Origin of the sequence: Streptococcus suis, assembly GCF_016743335.1 — a bacterium.
In the GTDB taxonomy this organism is placed as follows: domain Bacteria; phylum Bacillota; class Bacilli; order Lactobacillales; family Streptococcaceae; genus Streptococcus; species Streptococcus suis_Y.
In genome coordinates, this window is the sequence record NZ_WCJE01000036.1 from 1 (window position 1) to 22,292 (window position 22,292).

Annotated in this window: 12 protein-coding genes, 1 tRNA gene and 1 other RNA gene; 12 read left to right on the forward strand and 2 right to left on the reverse strand. The window is 39.5% G+C overall.

Annotated elements, in window-relative coordinates; translation table 11 throughout:
• The first annotated feature begins 205 nt into the window (after nt 1–205).
• From F9856_RS09405 to F9856_RS09435, 7 genes are all read left to right on the forward strand, one after another.
• Nucleotides 206–916, forward strand: a complete 711-nt coding sequence (locus tag F9856_RS09405) for a response regulator transcription factor (protein WP_202106435.1) — start codon at nt 206–208, stop codon at nt 914–916.
• A gap of 510 nt (nt 917–1,426) precedes the next feature.
• Nucleotides 1,427–2,839 carry a sensor histidine kinase gene (locus F9856_RS09410; RefSeq protein ID WP_172056469.1) on the forward strand — a complete coding sequence of 471 codons (1,413 nt, stop codon included), beginning with the start codon at nt 1,427–1,429 and terminating at the stop codon, nt 2,837–2,839.
• 654 nt (nt 2,840–3,493) lie between these two features.
• A complete protein-coding gene (locus tag F9856_RS09415) occupies nt 3,494–4,081 on the forward strand; it encodes a DivIVA domain-containing protein (protein WP_044767914.1) in 588 nt (195 codons plus the stop codon).
• Nucleotides 4,082–5,150: 1,069 nt separating this feature from the next.
• Nucleotides 5,151–5,726, forward strand: a complete 576-nt coding sequence (locus F9856_RS09420) for a DivIVA domain-containing protein (protein ID WP_202106436.1) — start codon at nt 5,151–5,153, stop codon at nt 5,724–5,726.
• Between the two features lie 9 nt (nt 5,727–5,735).
• Entirely contained in the window at nt 5,736–6,170 is a 435-nt protein-coding gene (locus tag F9856_RS09425; protein WP_105129236.1) for a hypothetical protein, read from the forward strand.
• A 26-nt stretch (nt 6,171–6,196) separates the two neighbouring features.
• Complete coding sequence (locus F9856_RS09430; RefSeq protein ID WP_202106437.1) at nt 6,197–13,339, forward strand: Ig-like domain-containing protein; 7,143 nt, start codon at nt 6,197–6,199, stop codon at nt 13,337–13,339.
• Nucleotides 13,340–13,465: 126 nt separating this feature from the next.
• On the forward strand, nt 13,466–16,972 hold the full coding sequence (locus F9856_RS09435; RefSeq protein ID WP_202106438.1) for an SHIRT domain-containing protein: 3,507 nt from the start codon (nt 13,466–13,468) through the stop codon (nt 16,970–16,972).
• A 519-nt stretch (nt 16,973–17,491) separates the two neighbouring features.
• Here F9856_RS09435 and F9856_RS09440 read toward each other — a convergent pair.
• Nucleotides 17,492–18,367: a hypothetical protein gene (locus tag F9856_RS09440; protein WP_202106439.1), complete on the reverse strand. Its 876-nt coding sequence runs from the start codon at nt 18,365–18,367 to the stop codon at nt 17,492–17,494.
• Between the two features lie 169 nt (nt 18,368–18,536).
• On the opposite strand from F9856_RS09440, the gene F9856_RS09445 reads away from it, so the two are divergent.
• The 3 genes from F9856_RS09445 to F9856_RS09455 are packed head-to-tail and all read left to right on the forward strand — an operon-like array spanning nt 18,537 to nt 21,049.
• A complete protein-coding gene (locus F9856_RS09445) occupies nt 18,537–19,322 on the forward strand; it encodes a hypothetical protein (RefSeq protein ID WP_172056327.1) in 786 nt (261 codons plus the stop codon).
• A gap of 6 nt (nt 19,323–19,328) precedes the next feature.
• Complete coding sequence (locus F9856_RS09450) at nt 19,329–20,138, forward strand: hypothetical protein (RefSeq protein ID WP_202106440.1); 810 nt, start codon at nt 19,329–19,331, stop codon at nt 20,136–20,138.
• Complete coding sequence (locus tag F9856_RS09455; protein WP_202106441.1) at nt 20,135–21,049, forward strand: hypothetical protein; 915 nt, start codon at nt 20,135–20,137, stop codon at nt 21,047–21,049. Before F9856_RS09450 ends, F9856_RS09455 begins: the two co-directional genes overlap by 4 nt.
• Nucleotides 21,050–21,096: 47 nt before the next feature.
• Here the strand turns inward: F9856_RS09455 and F9856_RS09460 are convergent, their stop codons facing one another.
• Nucleotides 21,097–21,690: a TVP38/TMEM64 family protein gene (locus F9856_RS09460; RefSeq protein ID WP_202106442.1), complete on the reverse strand. Its 594-nt coding sequence runs from the start codon at nt 21,688–21,690 to the stop codon at nt 21,097–21,099.
• 109 nt (nt 21,691–21,799) lie between these two features.
• On the opposite strand from F9856_RS09460, the gene ssrA reads away from it, so the two are divergent.
• Both ssrA and F9856_RS09470 read left to right on the forward strand, forming a co-directional pair.
• Nucleotides 21,800–22,147, forward strand: a transfer-messenger RNA (tmRNA) gene (gene ssrA, locus F9856_RS09465).
• Between the two features lie 2 nt (nt 22,148–22,149).
• Nucleotides 22,150–22,237: transfer RNA gene (locus F9856_RS09470), tRNA-Ser, on the forward strand.
• The last annotated feature ends 55 nt before the right edge of the window (nt 22,238–22,292 follow it).

Below are 22,292 nucleotides of genomic sequence, written 5' to 3' on the forward strand. Positions count from 1 at the left end.
CCACAATTATTTGGACATCGAGGATAAGGTGCTTGTATAAAGGTAGATACTAAGTTTAAAGCAGTTATTTCCGGGGACAAAAGGAGAGAAGAAATTTTTCATGCGTATGACGTGGTTGTGAAAATAAAAAGATTGACGAATCAAGTTGGTTCTGATATATTAGAATGAGAAGAAATATCATTGTATGAAAAATAGGGTAGATTAGATGAAAAGTATATTAATTATTGAAGATGAGAAAGATTTATCCAGAATATTAAAGATGGAGCTGGAGTTTGAAGGTTACCGTGTGACTGTGAAAGAAAATGGTCGCGCTGGTCTTATGGAGGCTTTGGAAAATACTTATGACATTATTTTGTTAGATTTAATGTTACCTGAAATGGATGGGTTAGAGGTTACAAGACGATTGCGCTTGGTTAAACAAACTGTTCATATTATAATCATGACAGCAAAAGATTCGGTAATGGATATTGTATCAGGGTTGGATCGTGGTGCAGACGACTATCTTACGAAACCATTTGCAATAGAAGAGTTGCTTGCACGAATGAGAGTTTTTTTCAGAAAACAAGAAATTGAACAGGCTAGAATTACCAATCAACAGTCTGTAACACAGCAAGTAGTACCCGAAAAAGGCAATGTTTTAAATATCATCATAGATAAAGCCTCTAAATCTGCTACTTACGAAGGTCATGTGGTGCAAATGTCCTCAAAAGAACTAGAGCTATTGGCTTACCTTCTTGAGCATCAAAATGAAATTGTTACACGTGCGGATATCATGGCCAATGTCTGGGCTGGGAAGAAAGAAAGACAAGGGTCTAATATAGTAGATGTCTACATCCGCTATTTAAGAAGAAAATTAGATCGCTCACTCATTAGAACGATTCGTGGTGTCGGATACATTTTTGGGAAAGAAGTGTAATAACTAAAGTAGAAAAGTGTGATATAATAGCTTTAAAAATGACGTATTATTCTCGTTAATGTGTAAGTTTTATAAAAATATTTTGAAAAATGCATGTAGCTAGAAAATAGAAACATGCATTTTCTTTATGCGCACGGCGTGAAATTTTGTCAGTTCATACTCAATAAAAATCAAAATCAGGCTAAGCGACGCAGATGCAGATAGAACTGAAGCTCATCAATTTAAGTCAATAACGTTTGATTTTAATTTTTTTGAAGAGTATCATCTTGCAATATATACACTTTTTGTTACAATAGTAAAGGTCTAACAACTTTGTTTATGTAGAGTGTGTATTTTATATTCACAAGATAGGTACTTTGAATAAGGGATTTTTTGTAAATCAAGCTAGTTTTTGAGGAACGCTTTGTAGTTTGGACAACCGAACGATAAGGAGTTTAAAAGTTAGCTTTAGATGGAAGTACGTAATTGTGAATATAGGTTTATATTGAGAGTAAGGAATAGAGGATTCAAATGACAGATGAAAAGAAAAAATTAGGAATTGTGTCGCTTCGTAATCGGATTGTCAAGAAAGTGTTTTTGACAACTATAATCGGAACATTCTTCTTATTGGCATCGTTATGGGCTTTAGTATATTCAACAAGTAATAATAGGGAAAGAGCCGCTATGCAGCAGACTCAAGAACGATTGGAAGATTTCTTAAAACATGATATTCAAATACAAAAAGGCTTAAACAGTTATTTGGACATATTGCCCTTTAGAGACGATTTAATCGTTCTTGTTTTTGATAAGCAAGAACATTTACTGTATGCCAGTGACCAAACGTTTGACCGAATTTCTATAGGAGAACTTGGAGTAATTGAATCGGTAAAACAAGATAGTCGCTCTTACTATAGGTTAACCAGTTTGATTCAATTAGACGACGGAACAGAACTATACCTACAGCAGTATCGTGGTTTTTTCTCTGGTCATATTCAATTATGGTTTGTTCTGGTAGTGATTTCGATTAGTATTCTTCTACTTGCTATTTCTTTTCTTTTCACAGTATATCGAACAGTGAGTGATGAAGTATATCCTATTCGTAAGCTTAATACGGCATTTCGCCAGATAATAGATGACTCGTTCGGAACTAAATCGCAGATTCTCTATGAAGATGGTATTTTAGAAATACAACAAATTGCTGATAATTATAATCAATTGATTCTCAATATGGAAGAGCAAAATGCAAAGCAAATTCAATTCATCAGTGATGTGAGTCATGAGTTACGTACTCCAGTAACAGTGTTAAAAGGTTATATAAATATGCTGTTGAGGTGGGGGCGCGAAGATGAGGTTGTTTTGGAAGAATCGCTTCAATCTAGTTTGAAAGAGGCACAACGGATGGAAATTATGATTAAGGACATGCTTGATATGATTCGTATTCAGGGCAACATTGCAGACCATCTAGATGACGTGACAGATGTAGAGGAGTCAATATTAGATGTAGTTGATAATTTCAAGGTTCTTAGGAATGATTTTAAATTTGTCTTCACAGAGAATAGAGAACTTTTACCGCTAGCGCAAATTTATCAAGTCCATTTTGAACAAATGATAGTTATTTTAATTGATAATGCTATCAAATACTCTGCAGAAAACAAAGAAATTGAAATTAGTGCGACAGAAAATTTAGAAAAACAAACGATTCAAGTACTGGTACGTGATCATGGGCAAGGTATTTCGCAAGAAGATCTCAAGCACATATTCGATCGCTTTTATCGTGCGAGTAAAGCACGGACCAGTAAGGATACTCAAGCCGGAGTCGGTATTGGTCTGTCCATTTTGAAAAAGTTAGCAGATGCTTACTCCATACAAGTTAGTGTGAGAAGTGAGCCAGGTGTTGGTACAGAGTTTATTCTAGATATTCCACAGGTGCCAGAAGAGAAATAGACGACGTTTACTCCATCCAGAGAATGGTTGGTGGACTTACAGATTTTAGAACATATATTCACGGTTCAACACTTCCAGCATGAAAAACGCTTAAAAACAAGCACTTACTAAAAAGTCTATTTTGACTTTTTAGTAGTTTGAAAATGAGTGTTTTTATCAATATCATAATTTGACAATAAAATAAGTGCATATTGACAGAAAAATGGTATGTTACCATGCATTATATTTATACGCAAGAAATATTGGAATTAATATCAACTCTTTTAATTATGTTAAAAATGTGATATAATACTCTACAAGAGATTTTTATTTCTTATTTTGAACAGTTGATATTGGTGATGGTAATACAGCTAGTTCGTTGTCTAATGTATCTTTGTAACCATCAAAACCTGAATATGATTTTAGATTCACTATTCACCACATTCAATAATCTTGAGAGTTTACTGAAACGATAGTTTTTTAGTACTGATTATGTGTACATTGGAACGGGCATTCATTCAAGTTCGTGTTGAAACTACCTATCGTCGTTTTTCTCTAAAATGCAATCAAAAATTGCTATTATTCGTGAAAAATGATTTTAACATGAAATACTTTGCTTATAAATCCAGATTTTTATACTTAGACACATCTCGTAAATGAAAGGAAAAAACAGAAATGCGTTTTAAAAAATATTTATTTTTGGGCTACACCCAAAAAAGTGTGGATGAGGTCTTTAAATGGATGAAAGAAAAAATACATATTTTAGAAGAACTTGTCATTGAACGTGACCTCGAAATTGACCGGTTACGTAATCAACTCAAACGAGCTAAGGCTGAAGAAGTGCTAATTAAGGAAGCTATTATCGATGCTCGTGCATTATCGAAAAAGTTGATAGAAGAAGCAAGGAATGAAGCAGACTCTCTAATGTCTACTGTTGAAACGGATATGGCAGATAACTTCAATCGAATTGAACAAAAAATTTCTCATATAAAAGGTTTGAGAGAGCACTATTTTGTTAGTGAAAAAAAGATGCAGGAAGAGTTACGTGCAACACTAAATCGATACTTAGATGCGATTGACAAAAATTCAGTAGAATGGTCTGAGCAGAATACCCTTCTTGAGAGTGAACTTCAACGTACGGAAGAAGCAGTAGGAAACTTCCAGAATATTATTCAATTTTCTCGTCAGAAGAGGCAAGATCTATTTGATAAGGAAGTAAGCGGATTGGAAAATATTTATGAAAAAAATTTACATAGTAACTAAGCGTTATTGAAGAATGAGAATTTCAGCTTACTAGCAAACAGTTTGAAGACGTTCATTTTAAGCTTGGCAAAAAGCACAGAGCCACTTCTCAAAGTTCGTGTCAACATCTCAGTGCAGTGGTTGAATGGCTTTAACAGTCTGGGGGGTGGGGACAGTTTTTCCACTCCCCTTTTTCGCATTCATTGAAAAAGGGGAAAAAATGAACTTTGTTGAGTTCATAAGATTAGCAGCAAGTCTAAAAGAATAATTTATTAACTGGGCTATTTCATTGAATATGAGAATAAAAATGCTTGAAAGCAAGCTCTTTTTACTGAGAGATTCATTTTGAATTTCTAGTGGTTAAAATGAGCTTTTTTTTTTTTAATATTTTTTGCTTATACTCTTCGGAAATCAAAATCAGATCTTGTTGACTTGATTTGATAAGTGAGGCTGGGCAAAAAGACCAACCTCGCTTCTCAGGGTTCGTGTCAACATCTCAGCGCAGTGGTTGATTGGGTTTAACATTCCAGTAGAGTGAAACAGTTCGGGGAACTGTTTCAGCCTGAGCCTCGAAGCATGAAAGCGAGGAAGAAGGTTGGAGATAGGATTTGCGAAGTAAATCTCAGCAATTCGTGTTTTGCACTCCAAATCTGACCACTACGACTGATGCGAACTTTGTTCGCTATATCTCCCACCTCCAACTGTCCCCCAGACAGTTTTGTTGCGAACTTTGTTCGCTCTATTTCCCACCTCCAACTGTCCCCCAGACAGTTTTGTAGCGAACTTCGTTCACTCTATCTCCAACCTCCAAAGGCTTCCCAAACCTTTGTGTTGCGAACTTCGTTCACTCTATCTCCAACCTCCAAAAGCTTCCCAAACCTTTGTGTTGCGAACTTTGTTCGCTACATCTCCAACCTCCAAAGGTTCCCCGAACCTTTGGAGCTAGTCTGATTTTGATTTTTATTGAGTATTAATGAACAAATTAACAAATGAACAGTATTACAAAAAATGTAAAAATAACGACAAATGTATTGACAAAAATGGTCAGATAGTGTAGAATGAAAAAAACATGAAAGGAGATGAGTGTTAAATGAGAAAAACGCTATTTGGTTACCATTCGCGAGATGTTGATCAGCAAGTAGAAATGCTTGAAAAAGAAGTTCGTGAATTGCGTCGCCAATGCTTAGAACAAGAAGGACTCATCAGTGACTTGAAGGAACAACTCCGTCGCGCCAAGATGGAGGAAGATTTGATTAAAGAAGCTATCGTAGATGCGAAACATCTCTCTAAACGCTTGGTTCAGGAAGCTAAAGAGCAGGCTACAGAGATTATCTACGATGCAGAAAAGCAAATCACCGACCAGTTTGATCAGTTTGATCGGACGATGACGACGTTGAATGGTTTGAAAGATAAGGTTCTTGCTCAGAAAGACGACTTGACCAAGGAACTGAATGATACACTGGATCGCTACAAGCGTGTCATAAATGAAGAAGATTCTCAAAATTTCCAATTAATTGACGAAGCAATGGAGGATACGATCCAACAAAGTGAAGAAATCGTTAAAGCTAGCAAACAGGTTATCTTTCTGCCGAAGGTAAAGGATGACCATGATGAAGTGGCGATTCTAGGTGTGGATGATGACATTCCTGTTTATTCTTTTCAATAAGGAGGAAGAATGGATCGCTTAAATGAATGTTTTCAAACTTTCATGAGAGAAGACGGGTTTCTCATGAAGATTATCGAAGAGGAAGAAGCCTATAAGTATCTAGGTCGCTTATCTATAGCACCAGACCGCTTGATAGACTTTAGCCTTCTTATTCCCAAGTCCCCGGATACCGAAGTCGTGCAGATTGTTTTTGATAAGCTTGGTATTCAGGATCAGAACCACAGTCGGGAAGAATGGTTGGAATTTATCAATCAGATGAACTTAGAATATGGTATTCACTATTACTTCTGTCTAAAAGAAGACGGAAGTATCTTTGCCCGTTATGTACTTCCTATCCGTCCCTCGAATGTCTCTCTTATCTACGATTTGATTCGAGTCGGTAGTGGAGTGATTCGTCGATTTATCGATGAGATGGAAGAACGATTTCTCGTTAACCAAGAATAACCTTATAAATACTTAGAAAGAAAATTATGACTAGAAGACAAAAACGTAAAAAACAACTTCGCCATCAGCAACTCAAATCTGCAGCGTTTGCAGCAGCAACCGTTGCCAGTTTGACTTTTACCTCGCCCCAGGCTATAAAGGCAGAAGAACTGAAGACAACAGCGAAAAATCCTGAGGTAGAGAGCAAGAGTGTAGTAGAAAATCCACTTGAGTCTGCACAGACTATGGAATTTGTTGAAGAAGGTGCAGCCCCAGCTATCTCAGAAGCTCCTAGCCAAGAGCCCCCAGTTGTGGCTTCTGAAACGTCGGGTACTGAAGATAGCAAACCAGCTACTAGTGTCACCTATACAGTTGAGTATCGTGATCAATCTGGTCAGCTCGTACATCAAGTGATCAAGACCGCTATCATCGCTGAGGGTCAAGATAGTGTGACCGTGACTGAAAATGCTATTGAGTTGGTTAATGATGAGGCTCTTGCCAACTATTATGATGAGACAGGTGAAAGCCTGACCCGTACGGCCACTATCACACGCGGTGGCACTGCTACCATCAGTTATACGGTTTCTAGTTTTGAAGAGCCAAGCAAGGAGACTGTTAGTACCCCTCAACGAGATGTGACGGTCAACTATGATGTAGTCTATACAGAAGCTGGTCTCGAAGTCTACCGTGAGACACGCAGCTATACCTTTAAGACCTATGATACAGTCGGCAGTACATCTGTAGTAGTCAGTCCAGACCTGACTGCCACCGAGCTCCAAGGCTATGCGCTTTCAGCGGATAGCTCTGCCACCCAAGTCCTCAACTTGACGGAAGGTCAAAGTCATCAGGTCACTTTCGAAGTCAAGGGTGCCAGCAAGGAACGCGATACCCGTAAGGTAGACTACAATAATGGAGATACTGATCCTTATCTGACTCTTGAGAACTACACAGAGAATTATAAAGGGAACGATAATGTTACCCTGAAATCAAACGGTAATACTGTGGACTTTGTGTATAAAATTGGTTTCACACGTATCGCAGCGGATGATTTGGAATTGTCAGAAGATGCACAGAAGTTAGGTATGACACTGGATACGACGGAAGGCTATATCCGTGGTAGCGTAGTGATAGATGCTTCTAAAGTAGGTAGCTATAAGATTGGTTTCCAATCCAAGACGAATCCAACTGTCAGAGCAGTAGCAACAATAACAATTAACCCCCATGTAGGTTTCACTTTAGAGGACACTGCTGGAACCGAACTATTTAGTAACTATTGGCAAAGGACAAAACCAGTTCAGGGACAGGATTTTCAGTGGTATAGAGCAAATGCTCGGGGTGAATCGTGGGAAGATATTGAGAATTTGGATGGTTGGCCAGAAAATACTGCCCGTGATGTTGATGGTGTATGGACTCCCTATCATTATCTAGGCTATAAAGTAAATATGATAGCCACCCCCTTTGGCTATACAGTAGGGCAGGGTGAAACGGTAGCAAATGCAACCAGTAGCACAGAACAGTACCTCAATGTTATTCCAATTTCCGCAAGAGATCTTTCCCAGGAATTTCATAACCAAGGCCTAGCTCTAACGATTGCCGACTTTGAAGTGATTGAAACTTCTCCCGATGTAGAAGTGAGTCTACTGGATGTTCGTACAAAGGATTTGACTGGTACTTATTTGCACTATAAGGATGCGACCCAGTCAAATTATTCTTATGCAACAATGGTTAATTCTGGGGGTTATTATGTTCAGAATACACCATATTACCTTCAATTTACTAAGTTACCAGCACAGCAAGCTGATAATCTCTATGTGAAGTTTCGCATTGTAGATAACCTAGGACTGGAGAAGTTCTTTAAAGTAGAGTTTTCAACATTCGAAAGTTCCTTGGGTGGTGCTCTTTCGAATGCCGATGTCAAATTTACCGGTTCGTCAACATACTTAAACGAGGCAAACAATACCGTTCAAATCCCTATCAGCAATGATGAGCAAGTCCTGGGAACAGTGGTATTAAACAAAGAAAATGCCTGGGTTAAGTCAGTCAGCCTGCCTATTGGGACCAAGCTGGTAGCAACAAAAACCGATAGTGAAGGAAGAGCCTTGGAAGCTAATGTCGTCAAAGAAGCAGGCACCAAGCTCAATCCAGGGAAGTATACCTTTGAAGTCAAGGCGGTCGATGGTCACTTTGGGGACAATGCCCCTAACCGTGTCTTCACTTTTGAGGTGACAGATGCCATTAACCCAATTCCGCATCAAGTCTGGACAGAAGGTACCAAGCCAGATGCCATTCCAGTTTCTATGGAAATGGGGTCAACCATTGCAGATATTCGGATTGAAAATGGTGGTGACTACGCTTATCTGGAGGGAAATAGTGCAGATTCGACTATCTCTATTTACGGACTCAAGCGGACGACTAGCAACCAGACAGCTCGTGTCTATGTTAAGTACCTTAATGGTGATGGAACAACTACCGAAACCTTTACAGACTTTACCTACGAAGTGCTTCCAGCACCAGATAATGATCTTCAGGTATCGGTTACGAATGATGTTCAAACGGTTGTAGAAGGTGGAACATGGCTGGATATGGTCATCACTCATACTGAGGGTGCAACTTTAAAAGTTGATACTAGCAAACTACCAAAAGGGACACGCTACAATGCATCTACCAAGACTATTTCAGGTATCGGACGGTATGAAGGTACCTATGATGTTCCAATCATCGTCGAAAAAGATGGGGTTGTAAAAGGAACCTTTGTCCATCTAGTAGTCACTCCAGGGACATTTGAAGTACCAGATGAGACCATTGAAGTCACTGTTTTAGACAAAGATACCGTGTTAGGGTTTAAAGACTTACCAGATGGCTCAAAAGTGACCTATACTGGTTATAGTTACGAAATTGAACGTGGTGATACAGGTTTTGTAGTGAGTGATGATAAGACAAAAATTACTGGCGTACCTACTAGAGTAGGGTCGTATTACGTAAATGCCACTGTTTCAAAAGTAGCCAGCAACGGATTAGTTCGGACGGACACTGCAACTCTGACGATTAAAGTAAAAGGGATCAAACCTAGCCTTGAAGTGACCAATGCTGAACAGACTTTAGATGTTGGTACAGCTATCCAAGATATCCAAATCACCAAGGATGATTATTCAAATCTAACCGTAGACACCAATAGTCTACCATCAGGAGTTAGCTATAATCCATCTACTGGTATCATTTCAGGAACTCCAAATCAAGTTGGAAATTATCGTATTCGTGTCTACACACAAATGCCAGATGATTACAGTTCAGATTTGAGCTGGAGCGATCGTTACATTGAGAAGTATATTACCTTAAATGTGACACCTCTCCACCCAAGTCTGACGGTATCAAGCGAAGAGCAGACATTCTCATCAGTGACAGACATGACACCAGTGACGCTCGAAAATGACGCTCGTTCGACCATTAACGTATCCAACCTTCCTGACGGAGTTCGTTATGATGAGGGAACCAAGACGATTTCCGGTCGTCCGACAAATGGTGTAGGGGATTACACCATCACTGTGACAGCAAGTATGCCGTATGCTCTTGGTGGTGAAGTGGTGACCAAAACTGTCAAACTTCATGTAACAGCTGTAGTACCAAGCATTGACGCAACCAATGATCACCAGACTGTAACGGCAAAAGATGCTATTACTACGATTCAAGTGTCTAAGGATGCTTATTCAACGATGGCAGAACCATATGTCCTCTTAAATGACGGTAGACAGGTCAGCCTTTCAGAGATTGGCTTACATTACGACAACGATGCGAAGACGATTACAGGTACTCCAACGGTAGTTGGTACCCATACCATCAAGCTGTCTACCGAACTAGAACGTAAACTCGGTGGTGGTACAGCCAACAAGGATGTCACATTAGTGGTGAACGAGATTCCTATGAGTCTTGATATTGCAAACCAAGAACAAACTAAAATTGTTATGTCTGCGATAGATCCAGTAATCTTGACAGTGCCTGCAGATACAACTATCACAGTAGATGAAGGTTCTCTTCCACCGGGAGTTCGTTATAATGCTGACACGAAGACATTTGAAGGCACACCGACTCGCATCGGAACTTACAATGTGACAGTTACTGTTGCACCGACAGGTGTTCGCAACAACGACTTAACAAAAACGGTTACCTTCCATGTGACTGCTCTTCCAGCAAGTATTGATATTTCAAACAACAATCAAACTATCCAGCTTGGTACAGAAATGACCGCCTCAGTTGTCACTCCGAACCAATACGGAGAACTCCGAGGTTTGGATGCAATACTTGAATCCGTTGGGAATAATTCATCTGGTATCACTGAAAGAATGATTGCTCAGTACCTACTTGGGCAGTACGGTCTGGTGTATGATACGAATACTCATACAATTAGTGGTACTCCAACTAAGACAGGTCAGATTCGCTTTACCTTCAAATCTGTCAACTCATTTGAACTTGGAAGCAATACGGCCGAAGAAACCTTCGTATTGACCATTGTAAATGACCAATCTCGTATTCCAGTCATTACCGCAGCGGTAGAAGGAACAACAACCATCACAGGTACAGGTGTTGATGGTGCAACCATCACAGTAACGCTTCCTGATGGAACAGAGAAAACAGCTCAGGTTGTAGACGGTGTCTGGTCAGTTACTTCAGATAAGCCTTTTGTTAAAGGTCAAAATATTTCTGCTCGCCAGCAAGAAAATCACAAGTCAGTTAGTGATAACATCAGTGGCTCAGTGGCAGTGGCAGATAGTTTAAGTCCATCAGCACTTCCAGTAGTAGATCCAGTTATCGAAGGAACAACAACCATCACAGGTACAGGTGTTGATGGTGCAACCATCACAGTAACGCTTCCTGATGGAACAGAGAAAACAGCTCAGGTTGTAGACGGTGTCTGGTCAGTTACTTCAGATAAGCCTTTTGTTAAAGGTCAAAATATTTCTGCTCGCCAGCAAGAAAATCACAAGTCAGTTAGTGATAACATCAGTGGCTCAGTGGCAGTGGCAGATAGTTTAAGTCCATCAGCACTTCCAGTAGTAGATCCAGTTATCGAAGGAACAACAACCATCACAGGTACAGGTGTTGATGGTGCAACCATCACAGTAACGCTTCCTGATGGTAGTGTGAAGACAGCCTTAGTTGTGGATGGAACTTGGACAATTGAGAATGTGCCTGCGTTTACAAAAGGTCAAAATGTCATTGTCACACAGACAGAATCAGGTAAAGCCCCAAGCGCTACTATCACTGGTACAGCAGTTCCACAGATTACCAAAGGAGACAATGGTGTAGGGACTGTTGTTGAGACTGAAAGTACGACAGATCCAAATGGCTCAGGGCGTACTGGAACTCTTGTGAAGATTTATTCTATCAATGAACAGGGAGTTAAGTCGGATCAACCAATTAGTACAGCGTTTATTCCAGACGGTCGTGATGGACAAGCCGGTCAGGATGGTCAGAATGGTTTAGACGGTAAGTCTGTTTCTGCTATTGCACAACCAGATGGCAGTGTGAAAATCATTCAAACTGATCCAACAACAGGTTCTAGCGTAGAAATCGCAACGATAACCAATGGTCGCGATGGTCAGGACGGAACAAATGGTGTTGGTACAGTCGTTAAAATAGAAACAGGTACGAAAGATGGCAAACAAGGTGTATACATCCGTACTTATGTCGTAGATTCAAATGGTGTAATTTCGACTACTCCAACTAGTGAAACCTTCGTTTCAAATGGTTTAGATGGAGCAACACCAAGCGTTACAGTCACACCAAGCGTTACAGTCACACCAAGCGTTCAAGGTGGCGTTAATGGTCAGTTGATAACCATCACAGACGGCAAAGGAGGCACGTCAACCGCCGTCGTAGCTAATGGTTTAAATGGTCAAGATGGACGTGATGGTCAAGATGGACGTGATGGTCAAGATGGACGTGACGGTCAAGATGGTAAATCAGTCACAGCTGTCACACAACCAGATGGCAGTGTGAAGATTTATGAAACGAACCCAGCGACAGGTATCACAACAGAAATTGCCACTATTACTAACGGTCGTGATGGTCAGGATGGTTTAGACGGTAAGTCTGTTTCTGCTATTGCACAACCAGATGGTAGTGTGAAGATTTATGAAACGAACCCAGCGACAGGAGTCACAACAGAGATTGCCACTATTACTAACGGTCGTGATGGTCAGGATGGTTTAGACGGTAAGTCAGTTTCTGCTATTGCACAACCAGATGGCAGTGTGAAAATTATTCAAACTGATCCAACAACAGGTTCTAGCGTAGAAATCGCAACGATAACCAATGGTCGCGATGGTCAGGATGGTAAATCAGTCTCCGTTAAAGATATTACAACAGATGGAGCAGGTAATACCGTTATTACCCTTACCGATGGTGAAAAAGATTACCAAATGATTATCTCTAAAGGTGATAAAGGAGATTCGGGTCAAGACGGTCGCGATGGACAAGACGGCAAATCAGTCAGTCTATCAGCCAATCCAACTATCGATACTATGTACGAAGGCGACACTACAATTACTGGTCGAGGTATTCCTTCTTCAACGATTATCGTAACGTTCCAAGATGGTTCAAGTGTAACAACAGTTGTTAACCCTGATGGTAAGTGGACTGTTTCAACTCAGCATTCACTTGTACGTGGTGAGAACATCTTTACAACACAGACTGAGGTTGGAAAAGAACCATCTTCTTCTGTAGACGGTACGGTAATCTGGAAATCATCAATAAATGAAAACGGTGGTAACACTAATACAGGTGGTAACACTAATACAGGTGGTAACACTAATACAGGTGGTAACACTAATACAGGTGGTAACACTAATACAGGTGATAACACTAATACAGGTGATAACACTAATACAGGTGGTGACACTAATACAGGTGGTAACACTAATACAGGTGATAACACTAATATAGGTGATAACACTAATACAGGTGACAATGCTAATACAGGTGGTAACACTAATACAGATGAGAATCGCCCAACGATTTCATCTCCGACAGCCTTATCTTCAACTACTATAGGTCAACAAACTACTGTTTCGAAAGCTACGGTGGCAAGTTTGCCAAATACTGGTGGACAGGATTCTAGCTTCCTCCCATTAGTTGGATGGGCTACCCTATTAGCTGCTGGAAGTATCGCTCGAAAACGCAAAGAAGATAAATAATACTTTATCATGAAAGAACAGATACTTGTTTTTAGGTAAGGATATAATAATGAATAGGTCTTATTGATGGTTAGTGAATAAGACCTATTCTAATATTGGTATGAAGTTAATAAGAAAGGAACGTAAATGAGTAGAGAGTTTTGGGAAAGAACTAGGAAATTTTCAATTCGAAAATTAACAGTAGGCGCAGCTTCTATTTTGATTGGTATTTCGCCTATTACGTCATCTGTTTTGCAGGTAATTACGTATGCAGATACAATTGGTGAACCACAAAAAGCCTCATACATTGTCAATACGACAAACACGCTTCAGAATTTGGCAATACAAATCGCAAATCCGACACCATCTTACGATACAGTGAGTTCACACCTTGCAACGATTTCAGACTTGATTTCTGAATATGAGAGCGAGAGAGTCAACAAAAGTGATTACGAAGCAGGTTCATTTGAAAATTATGAAAATGTAGCTATTGAAGCAAAGAGTCAATATGACAATTTGAAGTCAATTTACGATGCAATGGTCGCTTTGCGTGATTCTGGAAAGGTTCAACAGTACGCAGATACTGCGGTAAGTATTCGTAGTGCACATATGACAAGTGATGGTAGAAGTGAATGGGCGCTGGACGGAGATATCGGTGAGGTTGGTCCGACTGTTGCAGAGAGAACGGCTGCTTATGAGCAAATCTTGAATATGTTTACTGAAGTATATCCAACGATAAAAGCATATGCAGATACAGTTAGTACAACAACTTTGCAGTCAATAGAGTCCAAATTAAATAGCGCAAAAGGTAATCTTGCTCCTTCAGCCGCAAAACAAGTAAGGGACCAAGGCTTATTGTCAGAAAAATTAGTTACTCCTGTAAAAGTAAGTAATTTAAATGGTACATTGACTCCAGATGATAAGAAAAATATCCGTCTAGCACTTGAAGACTTAGAGGTTTTTTATAGTGGATGGGCATCTACATCTAAGCTCATTTTTAATGATAATGGGACACTGACTATAGTATTTGATGATGACGGTTCAACGGCTACGGTAAATTTATCGGATTTCAATATTATTCAAGATCCAGCTGTTTCTCCCGCACCTGATCCAGGTGAAAAAAAATATACAGTTTCATATAGTTATGTTGGTGCTCCAAGTAGTGAGGTACCTCCAGCTGCTGTTCAGTTAAAATCTGGTGAGGCGATTGAGTTTCCAGAAGAAGGCAAGGAAGTTTCTGACCGTACAACTATCTATTCATTGTCATGGGATAAAACGATAACGGTCGTTTCTGATCGAGATGTCAATATTGTAGGAACATGGACATCGACCGCTAAGCCAACCTATACTATTCGTTACAAGTATGAAGGTAGCGTTCCAAGTGGCGAAACAGCCCCAAGTTCAGTGACAGGTCTTTATACAGGTGATGCGGTAACTGTTCCGACTAATCGGACAGTTCAACGTCCAGAGGGTACTTATCACTTGACTTGGTCTACCCCAACCAGTTCGACAGTATCTGATCAGGACGTAGAAGTCGTAGGTACTTGGAGCTTTACTCCAGTGACTGCTAAGACCTATAAAGTAACTGCCACCTATAAAACGATGGATGGTAAAGACTTAGCCACAGCGGATGTCCAAAATATTGAAGATACTAAATCTTATACAACAAGTGCTCAGAATGAGTTGACGGTTAAGGGTGTTACTTATACCTTGAAGACAGCACCGGCGAATGCGACAGGTACTGTATCAGGTAGCGATGTTACGGTTAACTATGTTTACGAAGTGAAGGACCTTGCGGTAAACTATGAATTTAACACGACATCTGGATTCGTTTTACCAGGCATCGTCACCTCTCTTCTCCCAACAAGTAGCACAGCTAAGAGTGGAAGTGTCGTAACAGCTACACCGTCAAGCTTCTCTTCTCAATCGGATAGGGTATCTGGCAAACCAGGTCAGTGGGTATTTATCGGCTGGGATGCCGCTACAAAAGTAGTAGAAAATACTTCTCTTCTGTTTATAGGTCTCTGGACTTTCCAAGAGGACGCTTCGTATAAAGTTACCTATCGTTATGCAGGTGATATTCCAAATGGCGAGACAGCACCAGCAACAGTTTCGAACTTGTATGCAGGTGATCAAATTCCAGTACCGAAATCAAAAACAGTTGAGACAAGAGAAAGTGTTTATCGCTTGACTTGGTCAACCCCGACCTCATCAACGATTGTCGATCAGGATGTAGAAGTTGTAGGAACATGGACATCGACCGCTAAGCCAACCTATACTATTCGTTACAAGTATGAAGGTAGCGTTCCAAGTGGCGAAACAGCCCCAAGTTCAGTGACAGGTCTTTATACAGGTGATGCGGTAACTGTTCCGACTAATCGGACAGTTCAACGTCCAGAGGGTACTTATCACTTGACTTGGTCTACCCCAACCAGTTCGACAGTATCTGATCAGGACGTAGAAGTCGTAGGTACTTGGAGCTTTACTCCAGTGACTGCTAAGACCTATAAAGTAACTGCCACCTATAAAACGATGGATGGTAAAGACTTAGCCACAGCGGATGTCCAAAATATTGAAGATACTAAATCTTATACAACAAGTGCTCAGAATGAGTTGACGGTTAAGGGTGTTACTTATACCTTGAAGACAGCACCGGCGAATGCGACAGGTACTGTATCAGGTAGCGATGTTACGGTTAACTATGTTTACGAAGTGAAGGACCTTGCGGTAAACTATGAATTTAACACGACATCTGGATTCGTTTTACCAGGCATCGTCACCTCTCTTCTCCCAACAAGTAGCACAGCTAAGAGTGGAAGTGTCGTAACAGCTACACCGTCAAGCTTCTCTTCTCAATCGGATAGGGTATCTGGCAAACCAGGTCAGTGGGTATTTATCGGCTGGGATGCCGCTACAAAAGTAGTAGAAAATACTTCTCTTCTGTTTATAGGTCTCTGGACTTTCCAAGAGGACGCTTCGTATAAAGTTACCTATCGTTATGCAGGTGATATTCCAAATGGCGAGACAGCACCAGCAACAGTTTCGAACTTGTATGCAGGTGATCAAATTCCAGTACCGAAATCAAAAACAGTTGAGACAAGAGAAAGTGTTTATCGCTTGACTTGGTCAACCCCGACCTCATCAACGATTGTCGATCAGGATGTAGAAGTTGTAGGAACATGGACATCGACCGCTAAGCCAACCTATACTATTCGTTACAAGTATGAAGGTAGCGTTCCAAGTGGCGAAACAGCCCCAAGTTCAGTGACAGGTCTTTATACAGGTGATGCGGTAACTGTTCCGACTAATCGGACAGTTCAACGTCCAGAGGGTACTTATCACTTGACTTGGTCTACCCCAACCAGTTCGACAGTATCTGATCAGGATGTAGAAGTCGTAGGTACTTGGAGCTTCGAGGACGGTCATATTACTGCTGATAATAATACAACATCATCAAATGATATGGCTTCTAGTGGAAGAAAAGTAACTAGAAATGTAGTTGTTGATAAAAATGATGTGAAAAGCGGTAACAAAGAAGTATTACCTAATACAAGTTCACAAAACTCGAATTTCTTGCCGATTATTGGTATCAGTATATTATGGGCAAGTGCAGGTTTGTGGTATAAAAAAGGAAGACGTGAGGATGAACTATAGGACTTTGTACCTTCTGAATTGAATTCTGAATAAAGAAGTACTAGTTTGCATTATCAGGGCTTATCCCCACGCCAAACGCATGAAAAAAATTCGTTTTCAGAAATCATATTTTCAATATAAACATCAGTTTTTGATATAATAGCTTTGAAAATGAGGGATTACCCCTGTTAAAGTGTAAGTTTTATGGAAATATAGTCATTTGAATTATCTTTGATACATCGTCACTTTCGTCTTGCCATACTTTAGTATAGCCTGCGCCTCAGTTCCTTGTCTGAAAGCTAATTCATTCGACTATATTTTGAAAAAATGCATGTAACTAGAAAATAGTGGCTCTTTGTCAACTGTAGTTGGTAGACGAAAAGCTAACACCTAGAGGGGACGAACGTCGTTCTCTCTTTCTTTTTATATCAGTATACCGGAGGAATGAGTGATTGGATAGATACCTTGTTATTGGGCGGTTACGTTAAATCTTATAGAAAATAGGCAAAACCTTTTATTCAGGTCTTGCCTATTAACTTATTAGTATTTCTCTGCTAAAAGGTCTTCACCGTTCGCATCTTTTCCCATCATTCTTAGACTAATCTCAAATTCATTCAACTGCCGTTCATTGAATTTTCGTAAAGTTTCATCTAAATCAGCATCGAATTTTTCAAGTGCAAGCTTTGATTGAGCCAAGCGTTCCTCGGCCGAGTAGAAATTTTTGGGATTCTCCTTTATTTTGAGATAGCCACCGAGAATATCGTTATAATGTTTCATATTAATCTCGTGGATGACTCTCAATTCTTCCGCATTTTCGAGATTCTTCAATTGTTCAAGAATTTCAATATGATCATTTTGGACATTCTGATAGGTAGTAGCTAATTCAGGTGCAATACTTAGGATTTTTTTCGTTTCTTCTAAGATGAAGGAAGAAGGAGCTATCAGATCAAGTAGTTTTAACTGCTTTAAAATTTTTTCCTCTTCTTGAATGGTTTGTTGGATAATCGCCGAAGAAATATCGGTATCCAACTGATATTTAAGTTCCGATGTTTCCTCTCTAATCATTGTTAACTGAGGTAGCAACTCTAGGGCAAGAAGCGCATACTGACTATAATTTTTTGATTTTAAATAGTTGTTCAGTTGTTTCAATTCCTGCTCGATATGTGAAATGCTCTCCTTAAGATTTTGCAATCGAAGAGCTGTATTCTTTGTAGACTTGGCAGTGTTACGATGGATAAGAAAAAACGTACCATAAGCCAGGGCTGAAAGTACTAGTATAGGAAACAAAAAGTGAGCCTGGCCACTTAGGATGGAAATTCCACCGAGTAGACCGAGGCCAACAAATAGATTGTTATTTGTCTGAGTCTGTTTTTGATTGGTTTCGTGGTGGCGAATCGTGGGAAGTTTCTTAGCCATGGATTTTCCTTTCTAGAGGGTGTAGATATATTCCATTGTATCCTATAAACTATCCTTATGACAAGTGTTTTTTATCGAATATAAGAAATGATACAAGACTTGATTATTTTAGGACCATAGTCTAACAATTGAAAATATGCTATAATAATGATAATTGAAGGAGATTGGAATGTCTAAAGATAGAAAGAATGAAAATAATTTTCAGCATTTAGAAGGTGAACTTGGGAAATATCTAGAAAGAAAAGAGCTAGATGATAAGAAAAGTAAGTCCAGCTACTTGTTTTTGATGATTGGTTTCCTTGTTCTAGTGATTAGTGGATTTCTCTATAAAAAGAGTCTCGATACACCTGTAGAGACTTATAAAGATTTAACAAGCTATGTTGAAAGTATCAGACAGGTAGAAGCGAAACCATTTTCTTGGACCTACGAGGAATTTGAAGCACTTGACGCACAACATTCTGCAGCTTCAAAAACAAGAGTTGAGGACATTATCAAAAAATATGGGGCTCCGACATCGCTTGAAACTTCTATATACTCCAGTGAATATGAATCGCTGAGATTACTATACCAAACGGAACAGCCTCGTCGTCAGGTAGAATTGCTTTTTGTTGATTTTGGTGGACAATTGACTTTAGCTACAAAAATGAGCAGTAATCTTTTTCCTGAACCTTACGAAGATATAGTTGGGGAGAATAGTCATGACTGGACGAGTCAGGAGTTTAATAACTTGCGTGTCGGTGCAAGCAATGGTGAGGGAGGTGTCTCGCTGGATGAAGTACTTTCTACATATGGTCCTGTTTATGCAGCGGAAAGTTTCGGTACTGTTGATTATTGGACTATCAGGATTCAGTATCTAAACCATGAAACAAGTGATAACATTTTTCTTGATTTTACAAAAGATGGGGAAGGGGAATATCAATTGTCTCAAAAACACAAAGAGGTCAGAAATTGGTAAAAGTGAATGGCAAAGAATACGAGATTAAAGAAAATAGAAGAAGAATTGGAGCGGGTAAGTAAGGATACGGTAGATCAGTCAGCCAGTAATCAGTGGATGAGATGGGTTGAATTTGGACTACCGCTTGTATTGATTAGTGCAGCCATTCTCTATCTATTGATTGGGAAATCGACTGCAACCAGGAACCAAAATAATCAGGTTGAGGATCAGGTTATGGAATCTGTTTCACGAACGCATTCTTACCTAGATGAGATTGAAGGAGCAAAGTCAGCTAAGCCATTTGATTGGACCGTTGGGAAATATGATGCTGTGAAAATTGATGCAGAAGTAGAGAACTCTATGACGTTGGCAGAATTCACACAAGAGTTTGGACTGGCGGATAGTTATGAGGAGTCTACCACGATAAGTGATGGTAGTTCAGTTGTTACAGCTACCTACCACAGTGAAGATTTTGGTCAAGACGTTACTTTTTGGTTCAACATGTCAAATGGAGCTTATCGAATTTATCAAAAAAGTTTCTATAATTTAGTGGATGAAAACTATCCAGAAGCAACGGATGAAAATTTTGTATTTAAGTGGGATCAAGCCACAATTGACGCACTAGCCTTGGATCAAAGTCCTGAAGAAATCATGGAACAATATGGATTGCCGACCTATGCTCGACAAAATGGGATGCAAGACTATCGTCAATTAGGGATGATGTATCAGGAAGATAATGATCCAGAATCTACTATAAATTCCATTCATTTAGTTTTTATGCAAAATGATCAAGGAGAGTATAGATTAAAATCTAAGGAAGGAGTCTTTAGAGATTGAAGAACAAGCAAAAAAAGAGTGTAAAACAGGATACCTATACCAAACTATCAGAAGCAGTGAAAGCAGAGTTTGAAAGAGAGTACCAAGAATCGCTCAAGAAAAAGCAGAAGGCTACTTATTATCTTTTGATAGCGTTCGTATTGTTGGTATTAGCAGGGTTAGTGTGGACTGCCCAACAACCTGCAAAAGAAGAAGTTGCCACCTATTCTCCAAGTTCTGAGAGTACGGATCAACAGTTATCATCAACTATCAGTCAAACTTGGACAGAATCTAGTGACAAAGGAGTGACAGACTTTACGCGCGGATTGACTGCTACAAAAGAAGAGTTTAGCTTTAATTGGACACTGAAAGACTATGATAGCTTGGTAATTGGGATGAAAGAGGATGCTACAGGGGACAGTTTGTCGAATATCATTGAGAAATATGGGAAACCTTCATCAGCTAGATTCGACGAATATTCAGAAGAATATTTATTCTTAACTTATGCTCCTTTGGACTATGATATTCATGCAGACCAGCGAAGGCTTGAATTAGCCTTCTCTAAAAATGGTTCAGAATACTATTTATCAAGTAAGGAAGTCTACTACTTACCAGACGAGAAATTCCCAACGAAGGAAGCAGATACAAATACGAATTTGTGGACCAATGATGTGTTTCAGCAAGTCATCGTGGGAGATAGCAATACAGGACAAGGCGGGATGAGCTATGAAGAAGTGATTGCTTTGGGAGGGCTTCCTTATGAAGCTACTGTGTCTGCTTATGGTGGAGGTTTTTATGAAGAAAAAAAACAGCTTCAAATTTTTTACAAAAATGGCTCGGGTTCAAAGCAATCTTTAGTAGATTTTCGATTTGTTCGACAAAAAGATGGAATTTACAGAGTATACGCAAAAAATGGAACCTTTTATAACTAAGGTCATCACTAAAAAATCCTCATCTAAACGCATAGATGAGGATATTTTCATTGTAAGAATTGTTGTAAAAATTGGCTGCCATAGATCCAAAAGAAGCTATAGGCCACAACTGAGAAAGGGCGACAAAGTAAAGTAATCATAATAAATTTCCGATAGCTCATGCTTGTTAATCCAGTAATCATCACCACTATGTCAGCTGGAGAAATGGGAGAAAGCATACAAAGAACAAAGAAAATTTCATAACTACGTTTATTATCAATTTTGCTTTCATATTTGTAAAACGTATCTTCAGACATGAAGAGGAGACAAAATTTCTTTCCATAGCGACGAGCCAACCAGAAAAGGATGATACTACCGATTGAAATTCCAACATAATTCAGAAAGAATCCCCACCAAAAATGAAATACGAGGAAACCTACAACAGTCGTAACACCGCCTGGAATAATCGGAAATACAACTTGAATAATCTGAATAGCTAAAAAGGAGAGGCTACCTAAAGCACCTTGGCTTTTGATTAAATCGCTTAAGACATTTTGGTCGTTCAAAATGCCAATCTTATAGAGCCAAAACAGAAAAATAGCAGTCCCGATAAGGGTCAAAATACTTAATACTTGAATGGTTTTTTGCCAAAATTTATACATACTTTCATTTTACCATATTTCAAAAATTTTTTAAATTGTAAGGAAAATGTAAAATAATTTTGCTATTTATAAAAAATTCTGCTATAATAATTCCTGTATCAAATCCTACGGGGTTGTTACGGATTCGACAGGCATTATGAGGCTTGTTCTGCAACTCATCGGCAGATGTAAAAATGCCAGTTAAATATAACTGCAAAAAATACAAACACTTACGCATTAGCAGCTTAATAACCTGCCTGCGTGACCATTCGCGAATTGCTTGTGTTTGCTGATTGGTCTTAAAATAGCAAGCTACGTTGGGATTGAGTCAGGCTGTTCCAAAAGAGATGAACTGACTCGCTTGTGCTAGGTTTGAGTTATGTATCGAGCCCAAGTTAAAGCAAGACATAACCTATGGTTGTAGACGAATAAGTTAGCAGGTGTTTGGACGTGGGTTCGACTCCCACCAGCTCCATATATGGAAGATTACTCAAGAGGCTCAAGAGGCCGTGTTGGAAACGCGGTAGGCGTGTAACAGCGTGCGTGGGTTCGAATCCCATGTCTTCCGTATGTTATTGAAGAACGACTGATAGTCGTTCTTTTTTATGTGACAAATAAACCAC

What these genes read in the sequence shown, in the direction of transcription:
- F9856_RS09435 (WP_202106438.1), top strand. Translation starts at nt 13,466, where the DNA reads ATGAGTAGAGAGTTTTGGGAAAGAACTAGGAAATTTTCAATTCGAAAA.
- F9856_RS09425 (WP_105129236.1), top strand. Translation starts at nt 5,736, where the DNA reads ATGGATCGCTTAAATGAATGTTTTCAAACTTTCATGAGAGAAGACGGG.
- F9856_RS09415 (WP_044767914.1), top strand. Translation starts at nt 3,494, where the DNA reads ATGCGTTTTAAAAAATATTTATTTTTGGGCTACACCCAAAAAAGTGTG.
- F9856_RS09450 (WP_202106440.1), top strand. Translation starts at nt 19,329, where the DNA reads ATGGCAAAGAATACGAGATTAAAGAAAATAGAAGAAGAATTGGAGCGG.
- F9856_RS09405 (WP_202106435.1), top strand. Translation starts at nt 206, where the DNA reads ATGAAAAGTATATTAATTATTGAAGATGAGAAAGATTTATCCAGAATA.
- F9856_RS09430 (WP_202106437.1), top strand. Translation starts at nt 6,197, where the DNA reads ATGACTAGAAGACAAAAACGTAAAAAACAACTTCGCCATCAGCAACTC.
- F9856_RS09445 (WP_172056327.1), top strand. Translation starts at nt 18,537, where the DNA reads ATGTCTAAAGATAGAAAGAATGAAAATAATTTTCAGCATTTAGAAGGT.
- F9856_RS09420 (WP_202106436.1), top strand. Translation starts at nt 5,151, where the DNA reads ATGAGAAAAACGCTATTTGGTTACCATTCGCGAGATGTTGATCAGCAA.
- F9856_RS09440 (WP_202106439.1), bottom strand. Translation starts at nt 18,367, where the DNA reads ATGGCTAAGAAACTTCCCACGATTCGCCACCACGAAACCAATCAAAAA.
- F9856_RS09410 (WP_172056469.1), top strand. Translation starts at nt 1,427, where the DNA reads ATGACAGATGAAAAGAAAAAATTAGGAATTGTGTCGCTTCGTAATCGG.
- F9856_RS09460 (WP_202106442.1), bottom strand. Translation starts at nt 21,690, where the DNA reads ATGTATAAATTTTGGCAAAAAACCATTCAAGTATTAAGTATTTTGACC.